Source organism: Allobosea sp., assembly GCF_017308075.1.
In the GTDB taxonomy this organism is placed as follows: Bacteria; Pseudomonadota; Alphaproteobacteria; order Rhizobiales; family Beijerinckiaceae; genus Allobosea.
In genome coordinates this window covers 126,982-150,323 of the sequence record NZ_JAFKFX010000034.1, presented here as the reverse complement: position 1 = coordinate 150,323, position 23,342 = coordinate 126,982, and the positions used below count along the sequence as shown (strand labels likewise).

Genomic DNA, 23,342 nt, shown 5'->3' with positions numbered 1-23,342 from the left:
GGCGATGCGGGAGGCGATCGCACATGCTGGAGACAGGGCGCAGGCGCTGCGGGGCCGCGCCGGAACCGTCCTGTTCCTGGCGGTCTTCCTGTTCTCCTGGATCACCCTCAGCCCGTTCGTCGATCTGTCGGGGGAGGCGGTCCTCGATCAGTCGGCCCGGGCCTCGAGCGCGCTGAACCAGCTCCTGTCGCTCGGGCTCTTCGCCTGCATGCTCGGCTTCGGCCTGCTGCACCCGATGCGCCGCATCATCCTTCAGCCGCGGGTACTGCTGTCGCTGATCCTGGCCTGGCTCGGCTTCGTGTCGGTCGTCCTGTCCAGCTATCCGTTCCAGGGCATAAAGGGCATGGTCCTGGCCGTCATCTCCGTGGTGAACGCCAGCGTCTTCCTCCTGCTGCCGCGCTGCGAGCGGCATTTTGCCAAGCTGCTCGGCATCGGATGCCTGATCGTTCTGTCGCTGGCGTATTACGGCGTCCTCTTCAAGCCGACCCTTTCGATCCATCAGGCTTCCGAAGTGCTGGAACAGATCAATGCCGGCCTGTGGCGTGGTCATTTCCGGCACAAGAACGACGCCGCCGTGGCCATGGTGGTCATGGCGCTCTTCGGCCTCTTCGTCATGAATGTCTGGTCGCGCCTCGTCGGCGCGATGATCGTCTGCCTGGCCTTCGTCTTTCTGGTCAATACCGGCGGGAAGACCTCCACGGCGATGCTGCCGGCCGTGTTGATCGTCGCCTGGATCTTCGAGAGGGTGCGCATCCTGCGGGTGCCGATGGTCATCGGCGGCATCGCGCTCTTCAATCTCTTCGCCGTCGGTTCCGCCATCATCCGGCCGCTGGGCGATTTCGTCTCGGGCCTGGGGATCGACGCGACCTTCACCAACCGGGCCGATGTCTGGCGCCTGGCCTTCTCGGCGATCGCCGAAAATCCGCTGGTCGGCTACGGCATGAAGGGCTTCTGGCAGACTTCGCAGCTCGTCAATGGCGGCGGTGCGGTCGAGACCTGGGCCGTGGCGGCGGCCCATGCCCATAATTCCTATCTCGAAGTGATCCTGATGATGGGGGTGCCCGGCCTCGTGCTGACCCTGGCCTGGCTGGTCGTGCTGCCGCTCTATCACATTTCGCGCGTCGACCCCGCGAACGAACACAGCCATCTGACGCGTCTCTTTGTCAGGCTCTGGCTCTACGTCGTCTTTCACGCCTGTCTGGAAAGCCTGTTCTTCGAGGGGCCCAATCCGCTCTGGTTCACCTTCCTGGTCGCGATATACGGGCTGTCCCTGCAAACCTCCGCGACGTTGGCCCACGAACCCCGTCCGCAACCCCAGGGAAACGTCGCGCATGCCTAGCGTCTTCGAACAATTCGACGGCAAGGGCGGGCTGGTCGACCGGCTGGCAAACCGGCTGATCTGGCGGTTCTCCGGCCCGAGGCGCACCCTCGATACCGAGACCCCGCTGGTTTCCTTCACCTTCGACGACGTGCCGGACAGCGCCTTGCACCAGGGCGCCGCGATCCTCGAAAGCCATGGCGTGCGCGGCACCTTCTACATTGCCGGCGGGCTGGCGGGGCAGGTCGAGCCTGAACGGGTCCTGATCGGGCCGGAAGGTTGCCGGGAACTGGCCGAACGCGGTCACGAGATCGGCTGCCACACCTTCTCGCATCGCCGGGTTCGCGACATCCCGCGGCGGGAGCTGCCGGGCGAGCTCGACCGCAACGCAGCCTATCTCGCCGATGCGGGTGTGGCCTTGCCACCGGTCAATTTCGCCTTTCCCTACAATGCCGCCTGGCCACTGGCCCGTTCGGAGTTCGCTCGCCGTTTCCGCAGCTGCCGCGCGGGCGGCGAGGCGATCAACCGTGGCCCCGTCGATCCGCTGATGCTGAAGGCGGTCGAAATCCGCCAGCCCGAGGAAGAGGCGCGTGCCCTGACCGGCTGGATCGACGAGGTGGTGCGGGCACCCGGCTGGCTCGTCTTCTTCACCCATGACATCGCGGCGCGCCCGACGCCCTATGGCTGCAGGCCGGAGACCTTCGATCATCTGGTGGCCCATGCGCTGGCGCGCGGCTGTTGCGTGCTGACCGTCGAGCGTGCGCTCGACCGGCTCGGCTGGTGAGGTGACGGGGATGTCGAGCCCGCATCCTGCCGAGAAGCGCCTGCTGGCGATCAACAACTACTTCTACCGCCGCGGCGGCGCAGAAGCTGTCTTCTTTGATCATATGGCGATGTTCTCGCAGCTCGGTTGGGACGTTGTGCCCTTCGCCATGCAGCATGAGAACAATGCGCCCTCGCCATGGTCCGGCTATTTCGTCTCCGAAATCGAGTACGGCCGGCAGACGGGCCCGCTGCGCAAGCTCGCCCAGGCCGCCAGCGTGATCTACTCCGTCGAGGCCCAGCGCAATCTCGGGCGGCTGATCGAGCAGGCGCGGCCTGCCATCGCCCATGCCCACAATGTCTACCATCATCTCTCGCCTGCCATCTTCTCCACCCTGAAGTCCGCGGGGATTCCGGTGGTGATGACGGCCCATGACCTAAAGCTCGCCTGCCCGTCCTACAAGATGCTGCGCGCCGGCCAGGTCTGCGAGGACTGCAAGGGCGGGCGGATCCACAACGTCCTGCGCCATCGCTGCGTCAAGGATTCGGTCGCGCTCAGCGGGCTGGTCCTGGTCGAGACCATGGTGCACCGGGCGCTCGGCCTCTATCGCGACAAGCTCGATCGGGTGGTGGTGCCCAGCCGCTTCTATCTCGAAAAGCTGGTCGAGTGGGGCTGGCCGCGCGAGAAGCTGGTCTACATTCCCAATTTCGTCGATGTACAGGGCTTCCGGACGGATTGGGACGAGGCCGATTATTTCGTCTTCGCCGGGCGGCTCGCGCCGGAAAAGGGCCTCGCGACGCTGATCGAGGCGACCGCGCTCGCCGGGCAGCGGCTCGTCCTGGCCGGATCCGGGCCGGAGGAGGCGGCATTGCGCGAGCTCGTCGCCCGGACCGATGCGGATGTGACCTTCGCCGGGCATCTTTCGGGGCATGAGCTGCATCGCCTGATCGGTCGGGCGAAGGCGCTCGTCCTGCCCTCCGAATGGTATGAGAACGCGCCGATCAGCGTGCTGGAGGCCTATGCGCTCGGGCGCCCCGTGCTCGGTGCCGCGATCGGCGGCATTCCGGAAATGGTCCGGGAGGGAGAGACCGGGATGCTGAGCGCTGCCGGCGATGTGCAGGGGCTCGCAGGCAAGCTGGCGGCGCTGGCGGCGCTCTCCGGCGCGGAGCGCAGGCGGATGGGGTTTGCGGGGCGTGACTGGATCGCGCGGGAATTTTCCGCTGCCGCCTATCAGGAGCGCACGCTCGCGCTTTACAGCGCGCTCTGCGGCTGAAGGGCAGGACACGCCGCATTACGTAAAGGTTAACGAATAGAAAATGGCAATCGGACAATGGCTTCTCTTGCGGTCGAATGCTTGTTTTCCTTATGTCGGCTGGCAGCTTGAGACGTGCCGTTCTCCAGCCGTAGAGTTTTCCGGCCCTCGGGGAGACCTTACCGGGTTGAGAAGGGACATGTGCAAAGCCTGTCGGCTTGCAGCGTCGTCGACGGTTTGGCCCGGGAGAGGCGGAGGGGGGCGAGCATGACCAGTCTTCCGATCGAGATGCCGCCGGGCCAGTCGGCTTCCGCTCCGGCAAAGTCGGAGCCGCGGCGGCGGATCGTCTTTCTCGGCCTGCGGGGCATCCCCAATATCCAGGGCGGCGTCGAGAAACATGTCGAGATGCTCGCCAGCGAATTGAACTCCTGCGGCTGGGATGTCGAGGTCATCGGCCGCAGCCGCTACCTGCCGCAGGGCGGCTCTCGCTCATGGAACGGTATTCGCGTCCTGCCGCTATGGGCACCGCGCAAGATGGCGCTCGAAGCGATCGTGCATACCTTCCTCGGTGTCTGGCTCGCGGCGCTTCGCCGGCCCGACATCCTGCATATCCATGCGGTCGGACCGGCCCTGTTCGTGCCGCTTGCCCGCCTGCTCGGCCTTCGGGTCGTGGTCACCCATCACGGCTATGATTACGAGCGCCAGAAATGGGGCGGCTTCGCCCGGAGCGTGCTGAAGCTCGGCGAGTATTTCGGCATGCGCCTGTCGCACGGTCGGATCGCGGTCTCGAACGGGGTCGCGCGGACCATGGCGGCGCGCTACCACGCGCCCGTCGCCTTCGTTCCAAACGGCGTCAGCCTCGCCCCGCCAGCGGCGGAGACCGGCATCCTCGCCGAGTTCGCGCTGAAGCCGAAGCGCTATGTCCTCCTGGCGGCACGCTTCGTCCCGGAGAAGCGCCAATGCGACCTGATCCAGGCCTTCGCCAGACTCGATCGTCCCGGTTTTCAGCTGGTCCTGGCCGGCGATGCGGAGTTCGAGACGCCCTATTCGGCCGAGGTCCGGGCTCTCGCGAAGCGTACGCCCGGGGTGGTGCTGACCGGTTTCCAGACCGGCGCCAGGCTGGCGGAGCTTTTCGCCAATGCGGCGCTCTTCGTGCTGCCCTCGAGCCATGAAGGCATGCCGATTGCGCTGCTCGAAGCCATGGCCTCGGGCCTGCCGGTCCTGGCCAGCGACATCGCCGCGAACAAGGAGATCGATCTGCCGGCCGAGGATTACTTCCCGCTCGGCGACATCGACGCGTTGGCACGGGCCATCGCCACCAAGATGGCGAATCCGCTGAGCGAGGAGCGAATCCGCGCCCAGAGGCTGCATGTCGAGCAGACCTATAGCTGGCCGGGTGTCGCCCAGCAGACCCTGCAGGTCTATCGCGCGTCGCTGGCGTAGTAGATCACCGCGCGTCCGTTCGGACGCGGTCACGGTGATCTATCTCAGTGTTATCGCATCGGACCGAAAAGTGGAGTCCACTTTTCGGTCCGATGCTATGGCCGGCTTGCGTCGGGGGGAAGGGCGCGCGACAAGGCGCGCGCATCGCCGAGCCGGAGAGCCGCAGTTCATGAAGCCGAGATTCTTGCTGCGCCTGCTGCCCTGGCTTCTGCTGGGTTTCATCGTCTTCGCTACCTTGTCCTCGCTCGAGCTGCGTCCGCGGATCAGCCACTCCGCTCATTTCGAGCGTTTCGCCGCGTTCTGGCTGCTGGGATTCCTGTTCGCAGCCTTCCATCCGCGGCGGCTCGGCACCGTCCTGCTCTTCGTCGCCGGCGTCGCAGTCGGGCTGGAGCTCGTCCAGCTGGTCTCGGCTGACCGGCATGCGCGGCTTGGCGATCTGCTGGTCAAGATTGCCGGCGGCGTCTGCGGCGTTCTTTTATGCTGGCTCACTTTGCGCGTGCTGCCCGGTTTCCGCGGCTTGCTCGCGCGCATGACCTGAACTGTCGCGGCTTCAGGCGGCGAAGCGCCGCAGCGACGCGCGGCAGGCGGTTTGCGCTATCATGCCCGGATCTGCCCCGTTCCGGCGGCAAGCCCTGGAGATCGAGCATGGATGAAGATCGTCTCAACATGGCCATCCGCAAATTCCTCAAGGAGGTCGGCGTCACCTCGCAGCGTGAGATCGAGCGCATCCTGCGCGAAGGCAGCCTGCAAGGGCGCAGCAATGTGCGCCTGCGCATGACGTTGACCTCGGAGGATGCGCCGGCGCTTCAACACGTCGTCGAGACCGCGATCGAGCTGCGCTGATCGCGGCAACAGGCCGGTCAGCAGAAGTTTCAGAACGCCATGCCGCCCGGCATGGCCGAGGTCGCCTCCTTCTTCGGCAGATCGGCGATCAGCGCTTCGGTGGTGATCAGCAGCGAGGCGATCGAGGCTGCGTCTTCGAGCGCGGTGCGCACCACCTTGGCCGGGTCGATCACGCCATTGGCCGTCAGGTCCTGGAACTCGCCGGTCGCGGCGTTGTAACCCCAGTTGTAGTCGGTCGCCTCGACCAGCTTGCCGACGATGATCGAGCCTTCCGCGCCGGCGTTCTCGATGATCTGGCGGGCCGGGGCCAGCAGCGCGCGGCGCACGATCTCGACGCCGGTGCGCTGGTCGCCATTGGCCGGCTTCAGCGCGGCGAGCGCCTTGCGGGCCCTGAGCAGCGGCACGCCGCCGCCCGGCAGGATACCTTCCTCGACTGCGGCGCGGGTGGCGTGCATGGCATCGTCGACACGGTCCTTCTTCTCCTTGACCTCGGTCTCGGTCGCGCCGCCGACGCGGATCACCGCGACGCCGCCGGCGAGCTTGGCGAGACGCTCCTGCAGCTTCTCGCGGTCGTAATCCGAGGAGGTCTCCTCGGTCTGCGCTTTGAGCTGTGCGATCCGGGCCTCGATGTCCTTCTTGCGGCCGGCACCGCCGACGATCGTGGTGCTGTCCTTCTCGATCATCACCTTCTTGGCCCGGCCGAGCATGTCGAGCGTCACCGTCTCGAGCTTGATGCCGAGATCCTCCGAAACGGCGGTGCCGCCGGTCAGGATGGCGATGTCCTCGAGCATCGCCTTGCGGCGATCGCCGAAGCCCGGGGCCTTGACTGCGGCGACCCGGAGCCCGGCGCGCAGCCGGTTGACGACCAGCGTCGCCAGGGCCTCGCCCTCGACATCCTCGGCGATGATCAGCAGCGGCTTTCCGGTCTGCATCACGGCTTCGAGCAGGGGCAGCATGGCCTGCAAGGCCGAGAGCTTCTTCTCGTGGATCAGCACATAGGCGTCTTCGAGCTCGGCGCGCAGCTTCTCCGCATCGGTGATGAAATAGGGCGAGATGTAGCCGCGGTCGAACTGCATGCCCTCGACGATGTCGAGCTCGGTCAGCGCGGTCTTCGCCTCCTCGACCGTGATGACGCCTTCATTGCCGACCTTCTTCATCGCCGTGGCGATCATCTTGCCGATCTCCTCGTCGCCATTGGCCGAGATCGTGCCGATCTGGGCGATCTCGCTATTGGCCGTGACCTTCCTGGCATTCCGCCTGAGATCGGCGACCACAGCCTCGACCGCCATGTCGATGCCGCGCTTCAAATCCATCGGGTTCATTCCGGCAGCGACCGCCTTGGCGCCCTCCCTGACGATGGCATGGGCGAGCACGGTCGCGGTCGTCGTGCCGTCGCCGGCCGCGTCATGCTGTTTCGCGGCGACCTCGCGGACCATCTGGGCGCCCATGTTCTCGAATTTGTCGGAAAGCTCGATCTCGCGGGCGACCGCGACACCGTCCTTGGTGATCCGCGGCGGGCCGAACGATTTCTCGATCACGACATTGCGGCCCTTCGGCCCGAGCGTCACCTTGACCGCATCGGCGAGGATCTCGATGCCGCGCAGCATGCCCTCGCGCGCCTCCGAGGCGAATTTCAGTTCCTTGGCGACCATGGGCACAGACTCCTCTGACGACGGCAGGAAGGCGAAAGCCGCGACGGCCTGCTCAGGAACCGGAGAAGAAGGTCAGCCGTGACAGCAGGGTATGGTCCGCCTCGATGATCATGATGCCGACGAAGACCAGCAGCACGAGCGGCGGCAGCAGGATCGCATAGCTCAACGCCAGCCGCTCCCAGGCCATGTGCATGAAGACGGCGATGATCAGCCCGGCCTTGAGCGCCATGAAGAGCAGGATCAGCGACCAGCGCAGCAGGCCGACGAGCTGGAAATAGTCGACCAGATAGGAGCAGGCGCTGAGGATGAACAGCCAGACCCAGACCACGAGGTAGAGCCTGATCGGATGGTGCTGCGCCTCGCCCTGGGGTGGCGCCTGCACCGAGGCGGGGCTCGTCGGTTGCGACATGAAAGCCTCCCTCACCAGAGATAGAACAGCGCGAAGATGAAGACCCAGACGAGATCGACGAAGTGCCAGTAGAGCCCGGTGATCTCGACGATCTCGTAGCGGCCGCGCCGGCTGGTGAAGAAGCCGCGCCTTCCATCGTCGAAATCGCCGCGCCAGACCTTGCGTGCGATGATGACGAGGAAGATCACGCCGATCGTGACATGCGTGCCGTGGAAGCCGGTGATCATGAAGAAGCTGGAGCCGAATTGCGCGGCGCCCCAGGGATTTTCCCAGGGCCGCACCCCTTCCGAGATCAGCTTCGACCATTCGAAGGCCTGCATGCCGACGAAGCTGGCCCCGAGCAGCGCGGTCAGGAGCAGCAGCATCGCCGTCTTGCGGCGGTCGCGGCGATAGCCGAAATTGACCGCCATCGCCATCGTCCCGCTGCTGCTGATCAGCACGAAGGTCATGATCGCGATCAGGATCAGCGGCAGATGGTGGCCGGCGATCTCGAGCGCGAAGACCTCGCTCGGATTTGGCCAGGGCACGGTGGTCGAGATGCGGACCGTCATGTAGGCGATCAGGAAGCTGCCGAAGACGAAAGTGTCGCTGAGCAGGAAGACCCACATCATGGCCTTCCCCCAGGAGACGTCCTTGAAGGCCTGACGATCGGACGACCAGTCCGAGACGATGCCCGGCCAGCCCGCGGCAGGCCTGGCTTCGGTATGCGCAGTGGACGGCAAGACCTCGTTCATCGCTCGCCTCGCTTGCAGCCGGGAGCCGGATGATCTTCGAACCTGCACCCGGATCTCGTCGAAATGGCGGATCGTGCCGCCGAGTAGTTCACTCCGTGTCCGCACGCATGCCTAGGCCAGCAGCGCCCGGCAGATCTCGATCAGATCGTCGGTCCAGCGCATCAGCAGGGCGAAGAGCACGAGCCAGACCAGAAGCAGGAAATGCCAGTAGGTGGCGCAGAGCTCGACGCTGAGCCGCATGCCTGCCAGCGCCTCGGGCGCCCCAGCCATCGGCGCGGCAAAGGCCCGCACGGCCGTCCGGCCGAGCGCGACCAGTCCGCCGAGCAGATGCAGACCGTGGATCGTGGTGACTAGGATGAAGAAAGCGCCCGCCGGGTTGGCCACGGCGAAATAGCCGGCGGCGCCGAGTTCCCGACAGGCCAGCAATTGACCGGCGAGAAAGGCCAGCGCCGAGACGCCGGTGGCGAGCAGGCCGGACCTGACGCCGTCGAGCTCGCCACGGCGTGCGGCGGTGACGGTCGTCTGCAGCGCGACGCTGCTCAGGACCAGCAGGCCGGTGCTGAACCACAGCACGGCGGGCACCGGCAGCGGCCGCCAATCGGCCATGCCGCTGCGCATGAAATAGGCGCTGACCAGCAGTGCGAACAGCGAGCCGGCGACGGCCAGGAAGGCCGCGAGCCCGAGCTTCGCAGTCGGGCGGGGCGCCGGGCCCGTCCAGTCGGCCTCGCCGGCGATGCCGACCTCCAGCCAGGGCTTGGCGCCGAGCCCCTGGCGCAGCAGCCACCAGCCGGCAATGCCTGCCATGATCGTCATGAAGAGGAGGATCACCACCATGGCCGGCCCCCTATCCCACTCTCGGCGCCGGCGGCTGGTTCTGCGGCAGGAAGTCCTGCGCGGCGCCGGGCACGCTGTAGTCATAGGCCCAGCGATAGACCACCGGCAGCTCCTTGCCCCAGTTGCCATGGGCGGGTGGCGTCTGCGGCGTCTGCCATTCGAGCGTGGTCGCCCGCCAGGGGTTGCCGCCGGAAGGCCGGCCCCGCTTCAGGCTCCAGATCAGGTTGAACAGGAAGACGAGCTGGACCGCGCCGACGATCAGCGCCACCACGGTGATGAAGATGTTCAGCGTCACCGTCGAAGGCGGCACGAACGCCATCGCGCCCATTTCGGGATAGCGCCGGGGCACGCCCATCAGCCCGATATAGTGCATCGGGAAGAAGATCGCGTAGGCGCCGAGGAAGGTGATCCAGAAATGCAGCTTGCCGAGGGTCTCGTCGAGCAGGCGTCCGGTCACCTTCGGGTACCAGTGATAGATCGCGCCGAAGACGACGAGGATCGGCGCGACGCCCATCACCATGTGGAAATGCGCGACGACGAACATCGTGTCGGAGAGCGGCACGTCGACCACGACATTGCCGAGGAACAGGCCGGTCAGCCCGCCATTGACGAAAGTCACGATGAAACCGAGCGCGAACAGCATCGGCAAGGTCAGGCGGATGTCGCCGCGCCACAGCGTCAGGATCCAGTTGTAGACCTTGATCGCGGTCGGGATGGCGATGATCAGCGTCGTCGTGGCGAAGAAGAAGCCGAAGGAGGGATGCATGCCGCTGACATACATGTGGTGCGCCCAGACCACGAAGCTCAGCGCCCCGATCGCCACCAGCGCCCAGACCATCATCCGGTAGCCGAAGATGTTCTTGCGGGCATGGGTGCTGATCAGATCGGAGACGATGCCGAAGGCCGGCAGCGCGACGATGTAGACCTCGGGATGGCCGAAGAACCAGAACAGGTGCTGGAACAGGATCGGGCTGCCGCCCTTATAGGCCAGCTGCTCGCCCATCGCGATGATCGAGGGCATGAAGAAGCTGGTGCCGATGACCCGGTCGAGCAGCATCATCACGGCGCCGACGAACAGGGCCGGGAAGGCCAGGAGCGCCATCACCGTGGCGGTGAAGATGCCCCAGATCGTCAGCGGCATGCGCATCAGCGTCATGCCACGGGTCCGCCCCTGGAGCACGGTCACGACATAGTTCAGCCCGCCCATGGTGAAGCCGATGATGAACAGCATCAGCGAGACCAGCATGATGATGATGCCCCATTGCTGGCCGGCGGTGTTGGCGAGGATCGCCTGGGGCGGGTAGAGCGTCCAGCCGGCGCCGGTCGGCCCGCCCGGCACGAAGAAGCCGCCGACGAGGACAAGCACGGCGAGGAAATAGATCCAGAAGCTCAGCATGTTGACATAGGGAAAGACCATGTCGCGTGCGCCGAGCATCAGCGGGATCAGATAGTTGCCGAAGCCGCCCAGGAAGAGCGCGGTCAAGAGGTAGATCACCATGATCATGCCGTGCATGGTGATGAGCTGGTAATAGTAGTTGGCGTCGATGAAGGAGAGCAGGCCGGGAAAGGCCAGCTGCATCCGCATCAGCCAGGACAGCACGAGCGCGACCAGCCCGATCGCCAGCGCCGTCGCCGAATACTGGATCGCGATGACCTTGGCGTCCTGGGAGAAGACATATCTCGTGATCCAGCTCTTCGGGTGGTAGAGCTCGACATCGTCGTGCCCCGCCGTCGGTACCGGCCCTGCCACGCCATGCGTCACGTCCGCCATCGCGAGACCTTTCCGCTTCCGCCGGTCCGGGCTGCCCGGTTCGGGCTGGCCGGAGCCGCTCCTAATTCTTCGCCTGCGCCCTCGACGGCGCCTGCAACTGGGCGAATGTCTTCTGCTGTTGCAGCCAGGCCTGGTAGTTCTCGTCGGGCTCGACGGTGACGCCGCCGCGCATGAAGGCGTGGCCGGTGCTGCAGAGTTCGGCGCAGAGCGCTTCGAAGGTTCCGGGACGGGTTGGGGTCAGCCAGTAATAGGTGACGACGCCCGGGATCATGTCCATCTTGGCGCGGAACTCCGGCACGTAGAAGTTATGCAGCACGTCGAGCGAGCGCAGCAGCAGCTTGACCGGCTTGCCGATCGGGAGATGCAGCGGGTCGCCCTGGATGATGACGTCGTCCTGCCCATGCGGGTCGTTCGGGGCGATCCCCAGCGGGTTCTCCGGGGTGACATGGGCGATGTCGGTGGCGCCGAGCTTTCCGTCCGCGCCCGGCAGCCGGTAGCTCCATTGCCATTGCTGGCCGACGATCTCGACCGTCGCAGCATCGGCCGGCACTGTGACGAAGCGATGCCAGACCACGAGGCCGGGCGCGAGCATGGCTGCGACACCGATGCCGGTGCCGATCGCGAGCCAGCCTTCGAGCCGCTTGTTCTCGGGCTCATAGGCGGCGCGGTTGCCCTCGCGATGGCGGAAGCGGATCACGCAATAGGCCATGAACAGCACGACGGCGGCGAAGACCGCACCGGTGATCCAGAAGGTGATGATCAGGGTCTGGTCGATATAGCCCCAGTTGGAGGCGATCGGCGTCCACCACCACGGGCTCACGAAGTGGAAGACCACCGAGCCGATCACAACCAGGATCAGTGCGATTGCGATAGCCATCCTCTGTCATCCTTGCCGAGGGCTTGATGAGCAGACCAGTGATGGTCGCGGCGCCTGGGCCGCGTCGCGACCTTAGCCGAGTAAGATGCCGCTCGCGCATATCCGCGCCTCTCCGAAGCGCGAATATGCTCTGTCTCTTTGTTTTATCGGATTGTCCTGGCGCGAACCGGTATCCGCCTCGCGCGCGCATGCTCCAGGCGGGAAAGCGTCGAAACAGTTCCGGCAGTACAAGAAACCATTGGGGGGAATGCGGGGGAGGCGCGGGGAGGACACAAGCTCTGCACGCCGCGCCGGCCATGCCCGCCACGGTGCGTCGGCAGATCCCGCGCGTTGCTTTCCTCCAGCCATGGCCGAACCTCGGCTTCGCCCTGCGGTCGAACTGGCGCTGAATACTCGCGCCGCAAGGCAATCGGTCCTTGCTGCCTTAGTGATCCAATGTTCTCGTCCCGCGCGCGATCATTGTCAATTGACGCCGGGTCGTATCCGGGTGCGTGGACGCCGGCCTCGTACAGAAATCGAGCTCTCGATTGCTTGAGTTGGCAGTTCGATTGCTATTGGGTGAGGTTCTCGCTGCGCGGGTCAGCCGCCCGACCCGGAAACTGCGCCGTCCTGCGAGCAGGCGGCGCGGCCTCCGAATGGCCGGATGGCGAAAGGGCTCAGAGCATCTTTGCGAGTTCGGGCAGCATGGCCTGCCTGCCGCCGCGTTCGACGCCCTGCGCCAGGGTTTCGCGCACCGCCGTCGCGATGCCTTGCGCGGCACCGGTATCCTGCGCCATCTGCGTATAATAGCTGAGATCCTTCAGCCCATTGGCGATCGAGAACTGCAGGCCGCTCGGATCGTCCGCGAGCAGGAAGGGCTTGAGCCTTTCCAGCGCCGCGCCGCTGCCGCCGCCGCTCGCCAGCACCTCGACGAAGACGTCGAGCGAGACCTCCGAGCGGCGGGCGCAGGCCGAAGCCTCGGCGAGCAGGGTGACGAAGCCGAGCGAGACGTAATTATGCAGCAGCTTCATGCGATGGCCGGCGCCGAGCGGGCCGGCATGGGTGATGTTCTCGGCGAAGCAGGCGAGAACCGGGCGGACCTCGTCCAGCGTCGCCGCCAGGCCGCCGACCAGCAGATTGAGCTTGCCCTCATGGGCGTGCTTGGCGGTCCGGGTCATCGGCGCGTCGATGAAGCGTCCGCCCGCCTTCTCGACGAGCGCGGCCATCTTCTTGGTCGATTCCGGCACCGAGGTCGAGCAGTCGACGACGATGGCGCCCGGGCGCAGCCCTTCGAGCAGGCCGGACGGGCCGCTCAGCACGGCTTCGACCTCGGCCGAGCCGGTGACGCAGAGAATGACCACATCTGATGCGCGCGCTACCTCGGCCGCCGTCGTGCGGGTCGCGGCTCCACCGGCGAGAAGCTCGTCCAGCGGCTGGTTGCCGGGATGCTCCATCACCGTCAGCCCATGGCCCTTGAGGAGAATGTTCCGGGCGATGCCGTGGCCCATCAGGCCGACGCCGATGACCCCAATCTTGCTAGGCATGGTCACGCTTCTTTCCTGCTTCAGGTTCGCGGGCGCCCATCGTCGGCGTCCGGATCGGTTGCCGGCCTCGTCGCGGCTCAGGAGGCCCGGTTGTTGAATTCCTCGCGCAGGCGGATGCAGGCGAGCAGCATGCGATTGGCGGGAACGCTGATCCCGAACGTCTCGGCCGTCCTGACGACATAGCCGTTGAGATGCTCGATCTCGGTCTTTTTGCCGCGTTGGAGGTCCTGCGCGGTGGAGGAGAACTGGCTCGGCATCGCGGCGGCCAGTCCCGTGACGGCGTCGCCGAGATTGTCGGGCAGCCGGACGCCGGCGGCACTGGCGACGGCGCGGCATTCGGCGACGACATCGGCCATGGCTTCGGGGACGCCGGCGACGCCGACCATCGCACCATAGGGCAGCTCCCCGATCGCGCAGAGCGCATTATAGGCGCAGTTGATCGTCAGCTTGGTCCAGAGCACGTCCCGGACATTCGCCGAGACATCGGTCGGGATCCCGGCCTGCGCGAAGCTCTGCGCCAGAGCCTCGCTATCCGGGCCGGCGCCGATCACCAGTTCGCCGCGGCCATTGTGCCGGACCTGCCCGGCTGCGAGCGTCTCGACCGCGACATAGACTGCCGCGGGGATGACGGCGCGGCCGAAGACCGCTTCGAGGCGCTCGGCATTGTCGACGCCGTTCTGCAGGCTGAGGATCCGGGCATTGTCGGCAAGGTGCGGGGCGATGGCCGTGGCGGCGACGACCGTGTCGTCCGACTTGACCGAGATCAGCACGAGTTCGGCGCCTGCGACGCCCGAGGGCTCGGTGGTGGCCTGTACCGGTGCCCGATGGCGGGTGCCGGCCTTCAGCAGCACGATGCCGTCCGCCTGCATCGCCTCGACATGCGCGGGGCGCCCGATCATCGTGACCGTATGGCCGGCCAGCGCGAACATCGCGCCGTAATAGCAGCCGACCGCTCCGGCACCCATGACCGCAATCTTCATCGGTTTCTCCACATCCGGATGCCTGCAAGGCACGGCTTGCGGCAGCGATGGCGCCGCGCACCGGCCAGGGCGATATCGTGCTCGGCGCGCGCCGGGCCCGGAGCGTCGCATCGCCCGCCTTCCTACTACGACATTGCTTTGGGCCGCGACCCTCTCGCGCGCTCATCGCATGCGCGGCAGGCATGGCAGCCCGCGCGTGCCGGCTCCGCTGCCGCCGGCTTGCGCTCCGGTGGCGCGGTTCGCTGCTGTGGCGCGCACGGGTGAAATCGGCATAATGGGAAGATTCTCCTTGCTGGTCCTCGTGCATGATCGTTCGTCCCGCCATTCCCAGATCCTGTTCCCGCGACTGGGTCGACCAGGCCGTCGCGGCGCTGGATGCCGATCAGCACCGCTCGGCCGACACGCATCTCTTCAAGCTCGAATGCCCGAAGCTCGCCGGCATCGACATCTATCTGAAGGATGAGTCGACCCATCCGACCGGCAGCCTGAAGCATCGGCTGGCACGCTCGCTCTTCCTCTACGCCCTCTGCAACGGCCACATCCGGGAAGGCACGCCGGTCGTCGAAGCGTCTTCGGGTTCGACGGCGGTGTCGGAGGCCTATTTCGCCCGCATGATCGGCGTGCCCTTCTATGCGGTGATGCCGCGTTCGACCTCGCGCGAGAAGGTCGCTGCCATCGAGCATTATGGCGGGACCTGCCATTTCATCGAGGATGGCAGCCTGCTCTATGCCGAGGCCGAGGCGCTCGCCCGTCGGCTCGGCGGCCATTACATGGACCAGTTCACCTATGCCGAGCGGGCGACGGACTGGCGCGGCAACAACAACATCGCCGAAGCGATCTTCCGCCAGATGGAGCGCGAGCCGCATCCGGTCCCGAGCTGGATGGTGATGAGCGCGGGCACGGGCGGCACCTCGGCGACGCTGGGGCGCTATCTGCGCTACAAGCGCCATGCCACCCGGCTCTGCGTCGCCGATGTCGAGCACTCCGCCTTTTTCGACGGCTACCGTCTGGCGGATGCGCAGTGCCGCTGCGAGCGCGCCTCGCGCATCGAAGGGGTCGGCCGTCCGCGTGTCGAACCTTCCTTCGTGACGGGGGTCGTCGATCGGATGGTCCGCATTCCCGATGCGGCCTCGATTGCGGCGATGAACGTGCTGTCGCGTCGGCTTGGTCGCCGCGTCGGTGGCTCGACCGGAACCAATTTCCTCGCCCTTTGCTGGCTCGCCGGCGAGATGAAGGCGGTCGGTCGGCAGGGATCGCTGGTCACGCTGATCTGCGATGCCGGCGAACGCTACAGCAAGACCTATTACGATCCGGCCTGGCTCGCCGCACAGGAGATTGATCCGTCCCCCTATGAGAGCCGGATCGAGGCCGTGCTGGCCGGCGGCGATTTCGAGCTTCTGCTCGAAGAGGCCTGAGACGCCGACGCGGCCGCGTCGGCCTCAGTGGCCGGCGGTATGCAGGATCTGGCCGAGGAATTTGCGGGTGCGTTCGTTCTCCGGCGCCCGGAAGAACTGCTCGGGCGGCGCGACCTCGACGATCTCGCCGGCATCCATGAAGATCACCCGGTCCGCGACCTTGCGGGCGAAGCCCATCTCATGGGTCACGACCAGCATGGTCATGCCGCTTTCGGCGAGTTCGACCATGACGTCGAGCACTTCGCTGACCATCTCCGGATCGAGCGCCGAGGTCGGCTCGTCGAACAGCATGATCTTCGGGTTCATGCAGAGCGAGCGGGCGATCGCGACGCGCTGCTGCTGGCCGCCGGAAAGCTGGATCGGGAATTTCATCGCCTGCTCGGGGATGTGCACCCGCTCGAGCATGACGCGCGCCGCCGCCTCGGCCTCCGCTCTCGGAATGCCGCGCACCTTCATCGGCGCCAGCGTGCAGTTCTCCAGCGCGGTCAGATGCGGGAACAGGTTGAAGCTCTGGAACACCATGCCGATTTCGCGGCGGACATCCTCGATGCCGCGCAGCCCGGCATGCACCGTGGTGCCGTCGATGACGATCTCGCCGGACTGGTGCTCCTCGAGCTGGTTGAGGCAGCGGATCAGGGTCGACTTGCCCGAGCCCGAGGGCCCGCAGATCACGATGCGCTCGCCGCGGGTCACCGAGAGGTCGATGTTCCTGAGCACATGGAAGTCGCCATAGAATTTGTCGACCTTGCGCATCTGGATGATCGGGGCTTCGTCCGACCTTGCCGCGGTCTTGGTCGCGGTCGCTTCGCTCGCCATCACTTTTTCTCGTCGCTTGCGTCTTGTGGCGCTGCGCCCGGCGCTTGACCGGGCGCAGCGTCGTCGTCCTGGATCAGAACTGCGGCATCGGCGGCAGCTTGGTCAGCTCGACGCCGAACCAGCGCTTGTTGATCGCCGAGAGCTCGCCGTTCTTCTCGATCTCGGCGATGAACTTGTTGGCGAACTCGGCCAGTGCCGTGTCGGCCTTGCGGAAGGCCATGCCGTTGGCCTGCTCGCGCATCGTCAGCTTCGGCTCGATGTTGAGCTGCGGATAGTCCTTGTTGAGCTGGGCGAGGATGGTGTTGCTCGCGCCCATGGCCTGGACCTGGCCGGAGATCAGCGCCTGCAGGGCGGTGGCGTCGTCGTCGAAGCGCTTGATCTGCGTGCCCTGCGGGGCGGCGGCGGTGATCGCGGTGTCCTGCGTCGAGGCGCGGGCGACGCTGATCGTCACCGGCTTCAGATCGTCGGCCGTCTTGATGTTCAGGCTCTTGGGCGCCAGCACATAGATCGTCAGCGAGCTGTAGGGGTTCGAGAACAGCACCTGCTTCGAGCGCTCGGCGGTGATGCCGAAGGTCGCGATCAGCACGTCGACCTTGTTGGTCAGGAGATAGGGGATGCGGTTCGGGCCGGTGACCGGCACGAGCTCGAGCTTGACCCCGAGCGACTTCGCCATCAGCGCCGCGACGTCGGCGTCGTAGCCGGCCGGCTGCTGGTTGGCGTCGGTGCCGCCGAAGGGCGGGTAGTCGGTCAGCAGGCCGACCATGAGCTTGCCGCGGGCCTTGATCTCCTCGGGCGTGGCGGCCTTGGCCGGGGCGGCGCCGAGGGTCGCGGCGGCGAAGCCGGCGAGGACCAGTGCGCCGAGGCTGCGGCGGGCAATGGACTTGAACAGGGACATCAGGCGTTTCTCCTCAGATTGCCTTTTTGGGGGTGGCTCAGGCCGTCGCGCTAGCGCGCGGCGACCAGGAGCTTGCGCTCCATCCGCTTGCTGTAGGCCGAGAGCGGCCAGCAGATCAGGAAGTAGACCAGCGCGACCAGCGCGAAGATCGTGAACGGCCGGAAAGTGGCGTTGTTGATCACCTGGGCGGCGCGGGTCAGCTCGACGAAGCCGATGATCGAGGCCAGCGAGGTGCCCTTGATCAACTGCACCAGGAAGCCGATCGTCGGCGGGATCGCGATGCGGATCGCCTGCGGCACGATGATCAGCGCCATTTTCGGGGTGTAGCGCAGGCCGAGTGAGGTCGCCGCCTCCCATTGGCCGCGCGGCACGACCTCGATGGCGCCGCGCCAGATCTCGCCGAGGAAGGCGCTGGCATGCAGCGACAGGCCGAGCGCCGCCGCAGTCCAGGGATCGACCGACCAGCCGAACAGCCCCGGCACGAAGAAGGCGAGGAAGAGCTGCATCAGGAGCGGCGTGCCCTGGAACAGCTTGATGTAGCCATTCGAGATCAGCCTGAGACCTTTGATCTCGCTGGTGCGGGCGAGCGCCACCAAGGCGCCGCCGAGCGCGCCGCCGAGGAAGGCGACGAGCGATAGCAGCAAGGTCCAACGCACGGCGGCGAGGATGAAGATGATTTCGTTGGGTCCAAGTTCACGCATCGTCTCAGACCTAACGGGTTGGCTTGCGCAGGAAGCTGCGCTCGATCGCGGCGAAGGCCGTCCAGAAGAACATCGACAGGCCAAGATACATGCAGGTGACGATGAAATAGACCTCGAAGCTGCGGAAGGTCCGCGACTGGATGTCGCCGGCGATGGCGGTGAGCTCTGTCGCCGCGATCACCGAGCAGACGCTCGAATTCAGCATCAGCAGGATGAACTGGCTGGTCAGCGAGGGGTAGATCGCCTGGATCGCCGGCTTCAGGATGATGTAGCGGAAGATCTGCAGCGGCCGCATGCCGAGCGACTTGCCGGCCTCGACCTGGCCCTTCTGGATGCTCTCGATGCCGGCGCGGATGATCTCGATGCCATAGGCGCCGACATTGACTACCAGTGCGATCAGCGCCGCGGTGTTGGACGAGAATTTGAGGCCGAGCGAGGGCAGGCCGAAATAGATCATGAAGATCTGGATCAGAAACGGCGTGTTGCGGATCAGCTCGATATAGCCGTCGATGATCCAGACCAGCCATTTCGGGCCGGATGTCTTGCCGAGCGCGCCGGCGACGGCGACGATCATGCCGATCGCCATGGCGGCGGCCGAGAGCACCAGCGAATTGACCAGCCCGTGGAGCAGTTCGGGCCAGGCTTCGAAGACCGAAGCGAAATCGAACTCATAACTCATGCAGTGCGTCCCATCCGGGGGACTATGCCGGTCTTTGCTGTCATCATGCCCCCTTCTCCTTGTCCATCGACGGCGACCGCCACGTCTCCGGCGCCGGGTTGTCGGCGCCGAACCTAACTACAGGCGCGGAATCATCAACCCGCCATCGGCGTTGATCACCGTTCCCGTCGCATAGGCGAAGCCGCCGCCGGCCAGGCCGGCCACGCAGCGCGCGACATCCTCTCCCTCGCCCCAGCGCCCGGCCGGGATCAACCCCTCGGCGATGCGGGCGTCGTATTTCGCCGCGACCTTCGCCGTCATCTCGGTGCGGATCACGCCCGGCCGGACCTCGAAGACCGCGATGCCCTCGGGCGCCAGCCTGACGGCCAGCGCCTTGGCCCACATCGAGAGGCCGATCTTCGAGACGCAGTACTGCGCCCGATCGATCGAGACCAGTTCCGTGCTGGCGGAGGTGATGAAGACGATCGCAGGGTGCCGAACCTCACTCTGGCCGATCATCGCCTTGGCGACTTCCTGGCTCAGGAAGGCGGCGCCGCGCAGATTGACCCCCATGACGAGATCATAGGATTCCGGCGTGATCTCCAGCATGTCGCCGCGCACCGGCGCGCCGATGCCGGCATTCGAGACGAAGAGATCGAGCCGGCCGAATTCGCGCAGCACGGCCGCGACGAGCCCGGCATGGCTCTCGATCGCGGTGACATCGTGCCGGACGAACAAGACGCGTGCGCCGGCCTCGGCGAAAGCCGCCTTGGCCGAAGCCGCGGCCTCGTCCTCGGCGAGATCGGTGAAGGCGATGTCATGGCCTGCCTGGGCGAGGGCGAGGCCGATGGCGCGGCCGATGCCGCGCCGTCCGCCGGTGATCAGGGCGACGGGGCGTGCCATCTCAAGACCCCCGATAGCTCGGAGGACGCTTGTCCTTGAAGGCGCCGACGCCTTCCTTGACATCGTCCGTATAGGAGACGAGCGAGGTCGCCAGCGTCTCCAGGATCGCGGCGCGGTCCTCGTCCTCGGCGGCGTTGATCAACTGCTTGACCACCATGTTCGCCACCGGTCCGCGCGTCAGCACGCGCTCGGCCATGGCCTTGGCCGCTGCTAGCGCGCCGCCTTTCTCGACGACCTGATCGACGATCCCGAGCGACAGCGCCGTCTCGGCGGCGACGATCTCGCCGGTGAGGGCGAGGCGCCGGGCGACGCGCCCGCCGAGCCGCTTGACGAGGCGCTGCGTCCCCGACCAGCCGGGGATCATGCCGAGCCCGCTTTCGGGCAGGCCGATCTTGGCCTGGACCTCGCAGATCCGGATGTCGGCGGTGACGGCGAGTTCGAGCCCGCCGCCGAGCGCATGGCCGTTCAGCGCTGCGATCACCGGCGGCTTCATCCGCGCCAGCTTGTCGAAGACGCGATGGCCGGAGCGCACCCAGCCCTGGCCCATCTCAAGCGGTGATAGCCCGCCCCAGGCGACGATGTCGCCGCCGGCGCAGAAGGCCTTGCCTTCGCCGGTCAGGATCACGGCGCGCACCGAACGGTCGGCGTCGATCGCCTCGGCATGGCGGCCGAGCAGCGCGACCATCACGTCGTCGAGCGCATTGAGCTTTTCCGGGCGGGCGAGGGTGATGATCGCGAGCCCGTCCGCGATCTCGAGGGTGACGGGATCGCTCATGCGCCCCTCCGGGGAATGGCGAGGCCGAGCAGGGCCTCCTGGAACAGCGCCGTATCCATCAATTTCGGCGGCTGCGGCACCAGCAGCGGGAATTCCGCCTGGGCGAGGATGTCGCGCTCGAGGTCGACGCCGGGCGCGATCTCGCTGACGACGATGCCCTCGGCCGTCAGCTTCATCACGCAGCGCTCGGTGATGTAGGTGATGTTCTGGCCCTGGGCGATGGCGCGCGGCCCCGAGAACGAGATGTGCTCGACGGCCTCGACCAGTTTCCGGACCTTGCCTTCCTTCTCGATGATCAGCTTGCCGTCGGCGATGGCGAGCTTGGCGCCGGCGCTGAAATAGCCGGAGAAGACGATGCGCCGGGCGCGGGCGGTGATGTCGATGAAGCCGCCGGCGCCGGCCGTGACATGCGGGCGCACGCCGAGCTTCGAGACGTTGACCGAGCCCTGCCTGTCGATCTGCAGGAAGGAGAGCAGCGACATGTCGAAGCCGGCGCCCTGAAAGTAAGTGAACTGGTAGGGCGATGGCACGATCGCCTCGGCATTGGAGGCGCAGCCGAACTGGAATTCGAGCAGCGGCACGCCGCCGACCGCGCCCTGCTCGATCACCCAGGTGACGGCGCCGTGCTGGCCTTCCTCGATCAGGATGCGGGGCACATTGGCCGAGATGCCGAAGCCGATATTGACGGCGTCGCCATGGCGCAGCTCCTGCGCGACGCGCCGCGCGATCACCTTGGCGACGTCGAAGGCCGGGGTTTCGAAGCTCGACAGCGGCCGGGCGATCTCGCCGGATATCGCGGGGTCGTAGATCGTTTGCGTCGTCTGCATCTGCTCGGGCGCGACGACGATGGCGTCGACCAGGATGCCGGGCACGAAGACCTGCTGCGGCTTCAGCGAGCCGGCGGCGACGACGCGCTTCACCTGCGCGATGACGATGCCGCCATTGTTGCGGACGGAGAGCGCCTGGTCGAGCGGGCCGAGATAGCCGCCCTCGTGCTCATAGGAGAGGTTGCCGCGCTCATCTGCCGTGGTGGCGCGGATGATCGCGACCTTCGGCACGATGCTGCGGAAATAGAGCCAGTCCTCGCCGTCGAAATCGACGCGGCTGACGATCGGCTCGGCCGCGGCGCGCGCGTTCATGGCGCAGCCCTGGTTCCTCGGATCGACGAAGGTCTCCATGCCGATCTTGGTCAGCACGCCCGGGCGCTTGGCGGCAGCCTCGCGGTGCATGTCGAACAGGATGCCGCTCGGGACGTTGTAGGCCGGGATCTCGTTGCCGGTGACCATCTTCCAGATCGCCGGCGGCTCGGCACTCGACGGGCCGGACGGGTAGGAGCCAGCGAGGATGCGGGCGAGCAGGCCGGGCCTGGCGAGATGGTCGATGCCCTTGATGCCCGACATGTCGCCGGCGGCGATCGGGTGCAACGTGGTCAGCTGCCTCGGATGGCCGCTCGCCTCGAAGCGTCGGCCGATCGCGGCAAGAACCGCATCCGGGCAGCCGAGGCCCGATGAGGAGGAGACGGTGACGATCGCCTCGTCCGGGATCAGGGCGGCGGCTTCGTCGGCGGTGAGGATGCGGGGGAACGCCATCTTGCTTTGGTCCGGTTGTGAAAATGGGTCAGCCGGCGGCCGTCAGCGCATGCTGATAGGCGCCGCAGGATTCGCGGATGACGAGCTCGGCCGGGCCGACATGACTGGTCGCCGGCGCCGCGCGATTGGTGATGCGTTCGAGCAGCATGGCCGCGGCCCGTTCGCCGAGCCCGACCGCGTCGACCGCGATCGTGGTCAGGGCCGGCGAGACATGCCGGGCTTCGCTGGTGTCGTCGAAGCCGACGATGGCGATGTCGCGCCCGACGACGAGACCGCGCCTTGCTGCGGCCAGCATGGCGCCGATGGCGACGACATCGTTGTAGCAGACCACGGCGGTGGGCCGGTTCGGCAGGGCGAGCGCCGAGCTCATCGCGCTGAAGCCGCCGTCGCGGGTCGGCATGCATTCGAGGTTCAGGCCGGGATCGATCGCGACGCCGGCCTTCGCCATGGCCTCGCTGAAGCCCTGATGGCGATCCTGCCGGACCACCATCGAGCTCATGCCGCCGAGATAGGCGATGCGCCTGTGTCCGAGATTGAGGAGATGGCGGGTGATCCTGGCCGAGCCCGCGACATTGTCCGGCACCACGGAACTCGCCGCGACGCCCGGCAGCCGGCGGATGGCGACCAGCAGCGCCGTGTCCGGGCCGCTCGCCAGTGCCAGTTCCTCCGCCGTGGTGTCGAGCGCGGGGCAGAGGATGATGCCGCGGGCGCCATGCTCGCGCATCATTTTCATGACCTGGCTCTGGCGCACCACGCTTTCGGCGGTGTTCGCCATGAAGGCGACGTAGCCGGCCATCTGCAGCACGGTTTCGACGCCGATCGCGAATTCGGCGAAGAACGGGTTGGAGAGGTCGTTGAGGACGAGGCCGACGATCTTGGACTGCGTGTTGCGCAGATTGGCGGCGCCGCGATTATAGACGTAGCCGAGCTCGTCCATCACTTGAAGGATGCGCTCGCGCGTCTCGGGTTTGACGCTGCCGCGGCCGGTCAAGACGAGCGAGACTGTCGATTTCGAGACGCCGGCGGCGTCTGCGATCTCGATGATCGTCACCTTGTCCCTGGGCTGCGCCCCTTGCGGCATCGCTTCGTCCCGTTTGCTCGAAGGCATTATGAATTTGGAACGTTCCATATCATTGCCGGAGAAGCGTGGCAATATCTCTCTTCAAATCGCCGTAACAATGAATTATAGCG

At 66.3% G+C, this 23,342-nt stretch carries 23 protein-coding genes; 7 read left to right on the top strand and 16 right to left on the bottom strand.

Going from position 1 to position 23,342, the window contains the following annotated elements:
* Nucleotides 1-4 precede the first annotated feature (4 nt).
* The 6 genes from J0J10_RS17245 (at nucleotide 5) to J0J10_RS17220 (ending at nucleotide 5,619) form a co-directional block, all read left to right on the top strand.
* Nucleotides 5-1,339: an O-antigen ligase family protein gene (locus J0J10_RS17245; protein WP_291647719.1), complete on the top strand. Its 1,335-nt coding sequence runs from the start codon at nucleotides 5-7 to the stop codon at nucleotides 1,337-1,339.
* Nucleotides 1,332-2,102, top strand: a complete 771-nt coding sequence (locus tag J0J10_RS17240; protein WP_291647717.1) for a polysaccharide deacetylase family protein — start codon at nucleotides 1,332-1,334, stop codon at nucleotides 2,100-2,102. Before J0J10_RS17245 ends, J0J10_RS17240 begins: the two co-directional genes overlap by 8 nt.
* Before the next feature lie 10 nt (nucleotides 2,103-2,112).
* On the top strand, nucleotides 2,113-3,354 hold the full coding sequence (locus tag J0J10_RS17235) for a glycosyltransferase family 4 protein (protein WP_291647715.1): 1,242 nt from the start codon (nucleotides 2,113-2,115) through the stop codon (nucleotides 3,352-3,354).
* 267 nt (nucleotides 3,355-3,621) lie between these two features.
* On the top strand, nucleotides 3,622-4,776 hold the full coding sequence (locus J0J10_RS17230) for a glycosyltransferase family 4 protein (protein WP_291647751.1): 1,155 nt from the start codon (nucleotides 3,622-3,624) through the stop codon (nucleotides 4,774-4,776).
* 169 nt (nucleotides 4,777-4,945) lie between these two features.
* Nucleotides 4,946-5,314 (top strand): VanZ family protein, encoded by a 369-nt coding sequence (locus J0J10_RS17225; RefSeq protein ID WP_291647713.1) that lies wholly within the window; start codon nucleotides 4,946-4,948, stop codon nucleotides 5,312-5,314.
* A gap of 107 nt (nucleotides 5,315-5,421) precedes the next feature.
* A complete protein-coding gene (locus J0J10_RS17220; protein ID WP_291647711.1) occupies nucleotides 5,422-5,619 on the top strand; it encodes a DUF6494 family protein in 198 nt (65 codons plus the stop codon).
* Nucleotides 5,620-5,648: 29 nt separating this feature from the next.
* Here the strand turns inward: J0J10_RS17220 and groL are convergent, their stop codons facing one another.
* The 8 genes from groL to J0J10_RS17180 all read right to left on the bottom strand — a co-directional run bounded on the left by groL (nucleotide 5,649) and on the right by J0J10_RS17180 (nucleotide 14,399).
* Nucleotides 5,649-7,271, bottom strand: coding sequence for a chaperonin GroEL (gene groL, locus J0J10_RS17215; RefSeq protein ID WP_291647710.1), 1,623 nt, complete (start codon nucleotides 7,269-7,271; stop codon nucleotides 5,649-5,651).
* A 52-nt stretch (nucleotides 7,272-7,323) separates the two neighbouring features.
* Entirely contained in the window at nucleotides 7,324-7,680 is a 357-nt protein-coding gene (locus J0J10_RS17210) for a cytochrome C oxidase subunit IV family protein (RefSeq protein WP_291635101.1), read from the bottom strand.
* A gap of 11 nt (nucleotides 7,681-7,691) precedes the next feature.
* Nucleotides 7,692-8,414, bottom strand: coding sequence for a heme-copper oxidase subunit III family protein (locus J0J10_RS17205; protein WP_291647708.1), 723 nt, complete (start codon nucleotides 8,412-8,414; stop codon nucleotides 7,692-7,694).
* Between the two features lie 111 nt (nucleotides 8,415-8,525).
* The gene (locus J0J10_RS17200) at nucleotides 8,526-9,248 is read right to left on the bottom strand and encodes a cytochrome c oxidase subunit 3 (protein ID WP_291647706.1); all 723 of its coding nucleotides are present in this window, start codon (nucleotides 9,246-9,248) and stop codon (nucleotides 8,526-8,528) included.
* A gap of 10 nt (nucleotides 9,249-9,258) precedes the next feature.
* Nucleotides 9,259-11,019, bottom strand: coding sequence for a cbb3-type cytochrome c oxidase subunit I (locus J0J10_RS17195; RefSeq protein WP_291647705.1), 1,761 nt, complete (start codon nucleotides 11,017-11,019; stop codon nucleotides 9,259-9,261).
* Nucleotides 11,020-11,080: 61 nt separating this feature from the next.
* Entirely contained in the window at nucleotides 11,081-11,896 is an 816-nt protein-coding gene (locus J0J10_RS17190) for a cytochrome c oxidase subunit II (RefSeq protein ID WP_291635109.1), read from the bottom strand.
* 656 nt (nucleotides 11,897-12,552) lie between these two features.
* Nucleotides 12,553-13,419: an NAD(P)-dependent oxidoreductase gene (locus tag J0J10_RS17185; RefSeq protein ID WP_291647703.1), complete on the bottom strand. Its 867-nt coding sequence runs from the start codon at nucleotides 13,417-13,419 to the stop codon at nucleotides 12,553-12,555.
* A 77-nt stretch (nucleotides 13,420-13,496) separates the two neighbouring features.
* Nucleotides 13,497-14,399 carry a ketopantoate reductase family protein gene (locus tag J0J10_RS17180; protein ID WP_291647700.1) on the bottom strand — a complete coding sequence of 301 codons (903 nt, stop codon included), beginning with the start codon at nucleotides 14,397-14,399 and terminating at the stop codon, nucleotides 13,497-13,499.
* 305 nt (nucleotides 14,400-14,704) lie between these two features.
* Here J0J10_RS17180 and J0J10_RS17175 point away from each other — a divergent pair, with 305 nt between their 5' ends.
* On the top strand, nucleotides 14,705-15,814 hold the full coding sequence (locus J0J10_RS17175; RefSeq protein WP_291647699.1) for a PLP-dependent cysteine synthase family protein: 1,110 nt from the start codon (nucleotides 14,705-14,707) through the stop codon (nucleotides 15,812-15,814).
* A gap of 24 nt (nucleotides 15,815-15,838) precedes the next feature.
* On the opposite strand, the gene J0J10_RS17170 is transcribed toward J0J10_RS17175, so the two are convergent.
* The 8 genes from J0J10_RS17170 to J0J10_RS17135 all read right to left on the bottom strand — a co-directional run bounded on the left by J0J10_RS17170 (nucleotide 15,839) and on the right by J0J10_RS17135 (nucleotide 23,232).
* Nucleotides 15,839-16,567 (bottom strand): amino acid ABC transporter ATP-binding protein, encoded by a 729-nt coding sequence (locus J0J10_RS17170; RefSeq protein ID WP_465247216.1) that lies wholly within the window; start codon nucleotides 16,565-16,567, stop codon nucleotides 15,839-15,841.
* Nucleotides 16,568-16,703: 136 nt separating this feature from the next.
* Nucleotides 16,704-17,525: a transporter substrate-binding domain-containing protein gene (locus J0J10_RS17165; RefSeq protein WP_291647695.1), complete on the bottom strand. Its 822-nt coding sequence runs from the start codon at nucleotides 17,523-17,525 to the stop codon at nucleotides 16,704-16,706.
* A gap of 50 nt (nucleotides 17,526-17,575) precedes the next feature.
* The gene (locus J0J10_RS17160) at nucleotides 17,576-18,226 is read right to left on the bottom strand and encodes an amino acid ABC transporter permease (RefSeq protein WP_291647693.1); all 651 of its coding nucleotides are present in this window, start codon (nucleotides 18,224-18,226) and stop codon (nucleotides 17,576-17,578) included.
* A gap of 10 nt (nucleotides 18,227-18,236) precedes the next feature.
* Nucleotides 18,237-18,905 carry an amino acid ABC transporter permease gene (locus J0J10_RS17155; RefSeq protein WP_291635128.1) on the bottom strand — a complete coding sequence of 223 codons (669 nt, stop codon included), beginning with the start codon at nucleotides 18,903-18,905 and terminating at the stop codon, nucleotides 18,237-18,239.
* 117 nt (nucleotides 18,906-19,022) lie between these two features.
* Nucleotides 19,023-19,787, bottom strand: coding sequence for a 3-ketoacyl-ACP reductase (locus tag J0J10_RS17150; protein ID WP_291647691.1), 765 nt, complete (start codon nucleotides 19,785-19,787; stop codon nucleotides 19,023-19,025).
* A gap of 1 nt (nucleotide 19,788) precedes the next feature.
* Complete coding sequence (locus tag J0J10_RS17145; protein WP_291647689.1) at nucleotides 19,789-20,562, bottom strand: enoyl-CoA hydratase/isomerase family protein; 774 nt, start codon at nucleotides 20,560-20,562, stop codon at nucleotides 19,789-19,791.
* Nucleotides 20,559-22,151, bottom strand: a complete 1,593-nt coding sequence (locus J0J10_RS17140; RefSeq protein WP_291647687.1) for an acyl CoA:acetate/3-ketoacid CoA transferase — start codon at nucleotides 22,149-22,151, stop codon at nucleotides 20,559-20,561. The genes J0J10_RS17145 and J0J10_RS17140 overlap by 4 nt, the downstream gene beginning before the upstream one ends.
* Nucleotides 22,152-22,179: 28 nt before the next feature.
* A complete protein-coding gene (locus tag J0J10_RS17135) occupies nucleotides 22,180-23,232 on the bottom strand; it encodes a LacI family DNA-binding transcriptional regulator (RefSeq protein ID WP_291647685.1) in 1,053 nt (350 codons plus the stop codon).
* Nucleotides 23,233-23,342: the final 110 nt, after the last annotated feature.

Coding starts and splice junctions, on each gene's coding strand:
- J0J10_RS17165 (WP_291647695.1), bottom strand. CDS start 17,525: ATGTCCCTGTTCAAGTCCATTGCCCGCCGCAGCCTCGGCGCACTGGTC.
- J0J10_RS17200 (WP_291647706.1), bottom strand. CDS start 9,248: ATGGTGGTGATCCTCCTCTTCATGACGATCATGGCAGGCATTGCCGGC.
- J0J10_RS17190 (WP_291635109.1), bottom strand. CDS start 11,896: ATGGCTATCGCAATCGCACTGATCCTGGTTGTGATCGGCTCGGTGGTC.
- J0J10_RS17220 (WP_291647711.1), top strand. CDS start 5,422: ATGGATGAAGATCGTCTCAACATGGCCATCCGCAAATTCCTCAAGGAG.
- J0J10_RS17230 (WP_291647751.1), top strand. CDS start 3,622: ATGCCGCCGGGCCAGTCGGCTTCCGCTCCGGCAAAGTCGGAGCCGCGG.
- J0J10_RS17240 (WP_291647717.1), top strand. CDS start 1,332: ATGCCTAGCGTCTTCGAACAATTCGACGGCAAGGGCGGGCTGGTCGAC.
- J0J10_RS17150 (WP_291647691.1), bottom strand. CDS start 19,787: ATGGCACGCCCCGTCGCCCTGATCACCGGCGGACGGCGCGGCATCGGC.
- J0J10_RS17160 (WP_291647693.1), bottom strand. CDS start 18,226: ATGCGTGAACTTGGACCCAACGAAATCATCTTCATCCTCGCCGCCGTG.
- J0J10_RS17185 (WP_291647703.1), bottom strand. CDS start 13,419: ATGCCTAGCAAGATTGGGGTCATCGGCGTCGGCCTGATGGGCCACGGC.
- J0J10_RS17155 (WP_291635128.1), bottom strand. CDS start 18,905: ATGAGTTATGAGTTCGATTTCGCTTCGGTCTTCGAAGCCTGGCCCGAA.
- J0J10_RS17145 (WP_291647689.1), bottom strand. CDS start 20,562: ATGAGCGATCCCGTCACCCTCGAGATCGCGGACGGGCTCGCGATCATC.
- groL (WP_291647710.1), bottom strand. CDS start 7,271: ATGGTCGCCAAGGAACTGAAATTCGCCTCGGAGGCGCGCGAGGGCATG.
- J0J10_RS17235 (WP_291647715.1), top strand. CDS start 2,113: ATGTCGAGCCCGCATCCTGCCGAGAAGCGCCTGCTGGCGATCAACAAC.
- J0J10_RS17175 (WP_291647699.1), top strand. CDS start 14,705: ATGATCGTTCGTCCCGCCATTCCCAGATCCTGTTCCCGCGACTGGGTC.
- J0J10_RS17245 (WP_291647719.1), top strand. CDS start 5: ATGCGGGAGGCGATCGCACATGCTGGAGACAGGGCGCAGGCGCTGCGG.
- J0J10_RS17135 (WP_291647685.1), bottom strand. CDS start 23,232: ATGCCGCAAGGGGCGCAGCCCAGGGACAAGGTGACGATCATCGAGATC.
- J0J10_RS17195 (WP_291647705.1), bottom strand. CDS start 11,019: ATGGCGGACGTGACGCATGGCGTGGCAGGGCCGGTACCGACGGCGGGG.
- J0J10_RS17180 (WP_291647700.1), bottom strand. CDS start 14,399: ATGAAGATTGCGGTCATGGGTGCCGGAGCGGTCGGCTGCTATTACGGC.
- J0J10_RS17210 (WP_291635101.1), bottom strand. CDS start 7,680: ATGTCGCAACCGACGAGCCCCGCCTCGGTGCAGGCGCCACCCCAGGGC.
- J0J10_RS17170 (WP_465247216.1), bottom strand. CDS start 16,567: ATGCGCAAGGTCGACAAATTCTATGGCGACTTCCATGTGCTCAGGAAC.
- J0J10_RS17205 (WP_291647708.1), bottom strand. CDS start 8,414: ATGAACGAGGTCTTGCCGTCCACTGCGCATACCGAAGCCAGGCCTGCC.
- J0J10_RS17140 (WP_291647687.1), bottom strand. CDS start 22,151: ATGGCGTTCCCCCGCATCCTCACCGCCGACGAAGCCGCCGCCCTGATC.
- J0J10_RS17225 (WP_291647713.1), top strand. CDS start 4,946: ATGAAGCCGAGATTCTTGCTGCGCCTGCTGCCCTGGCTTCTGCTGGGT.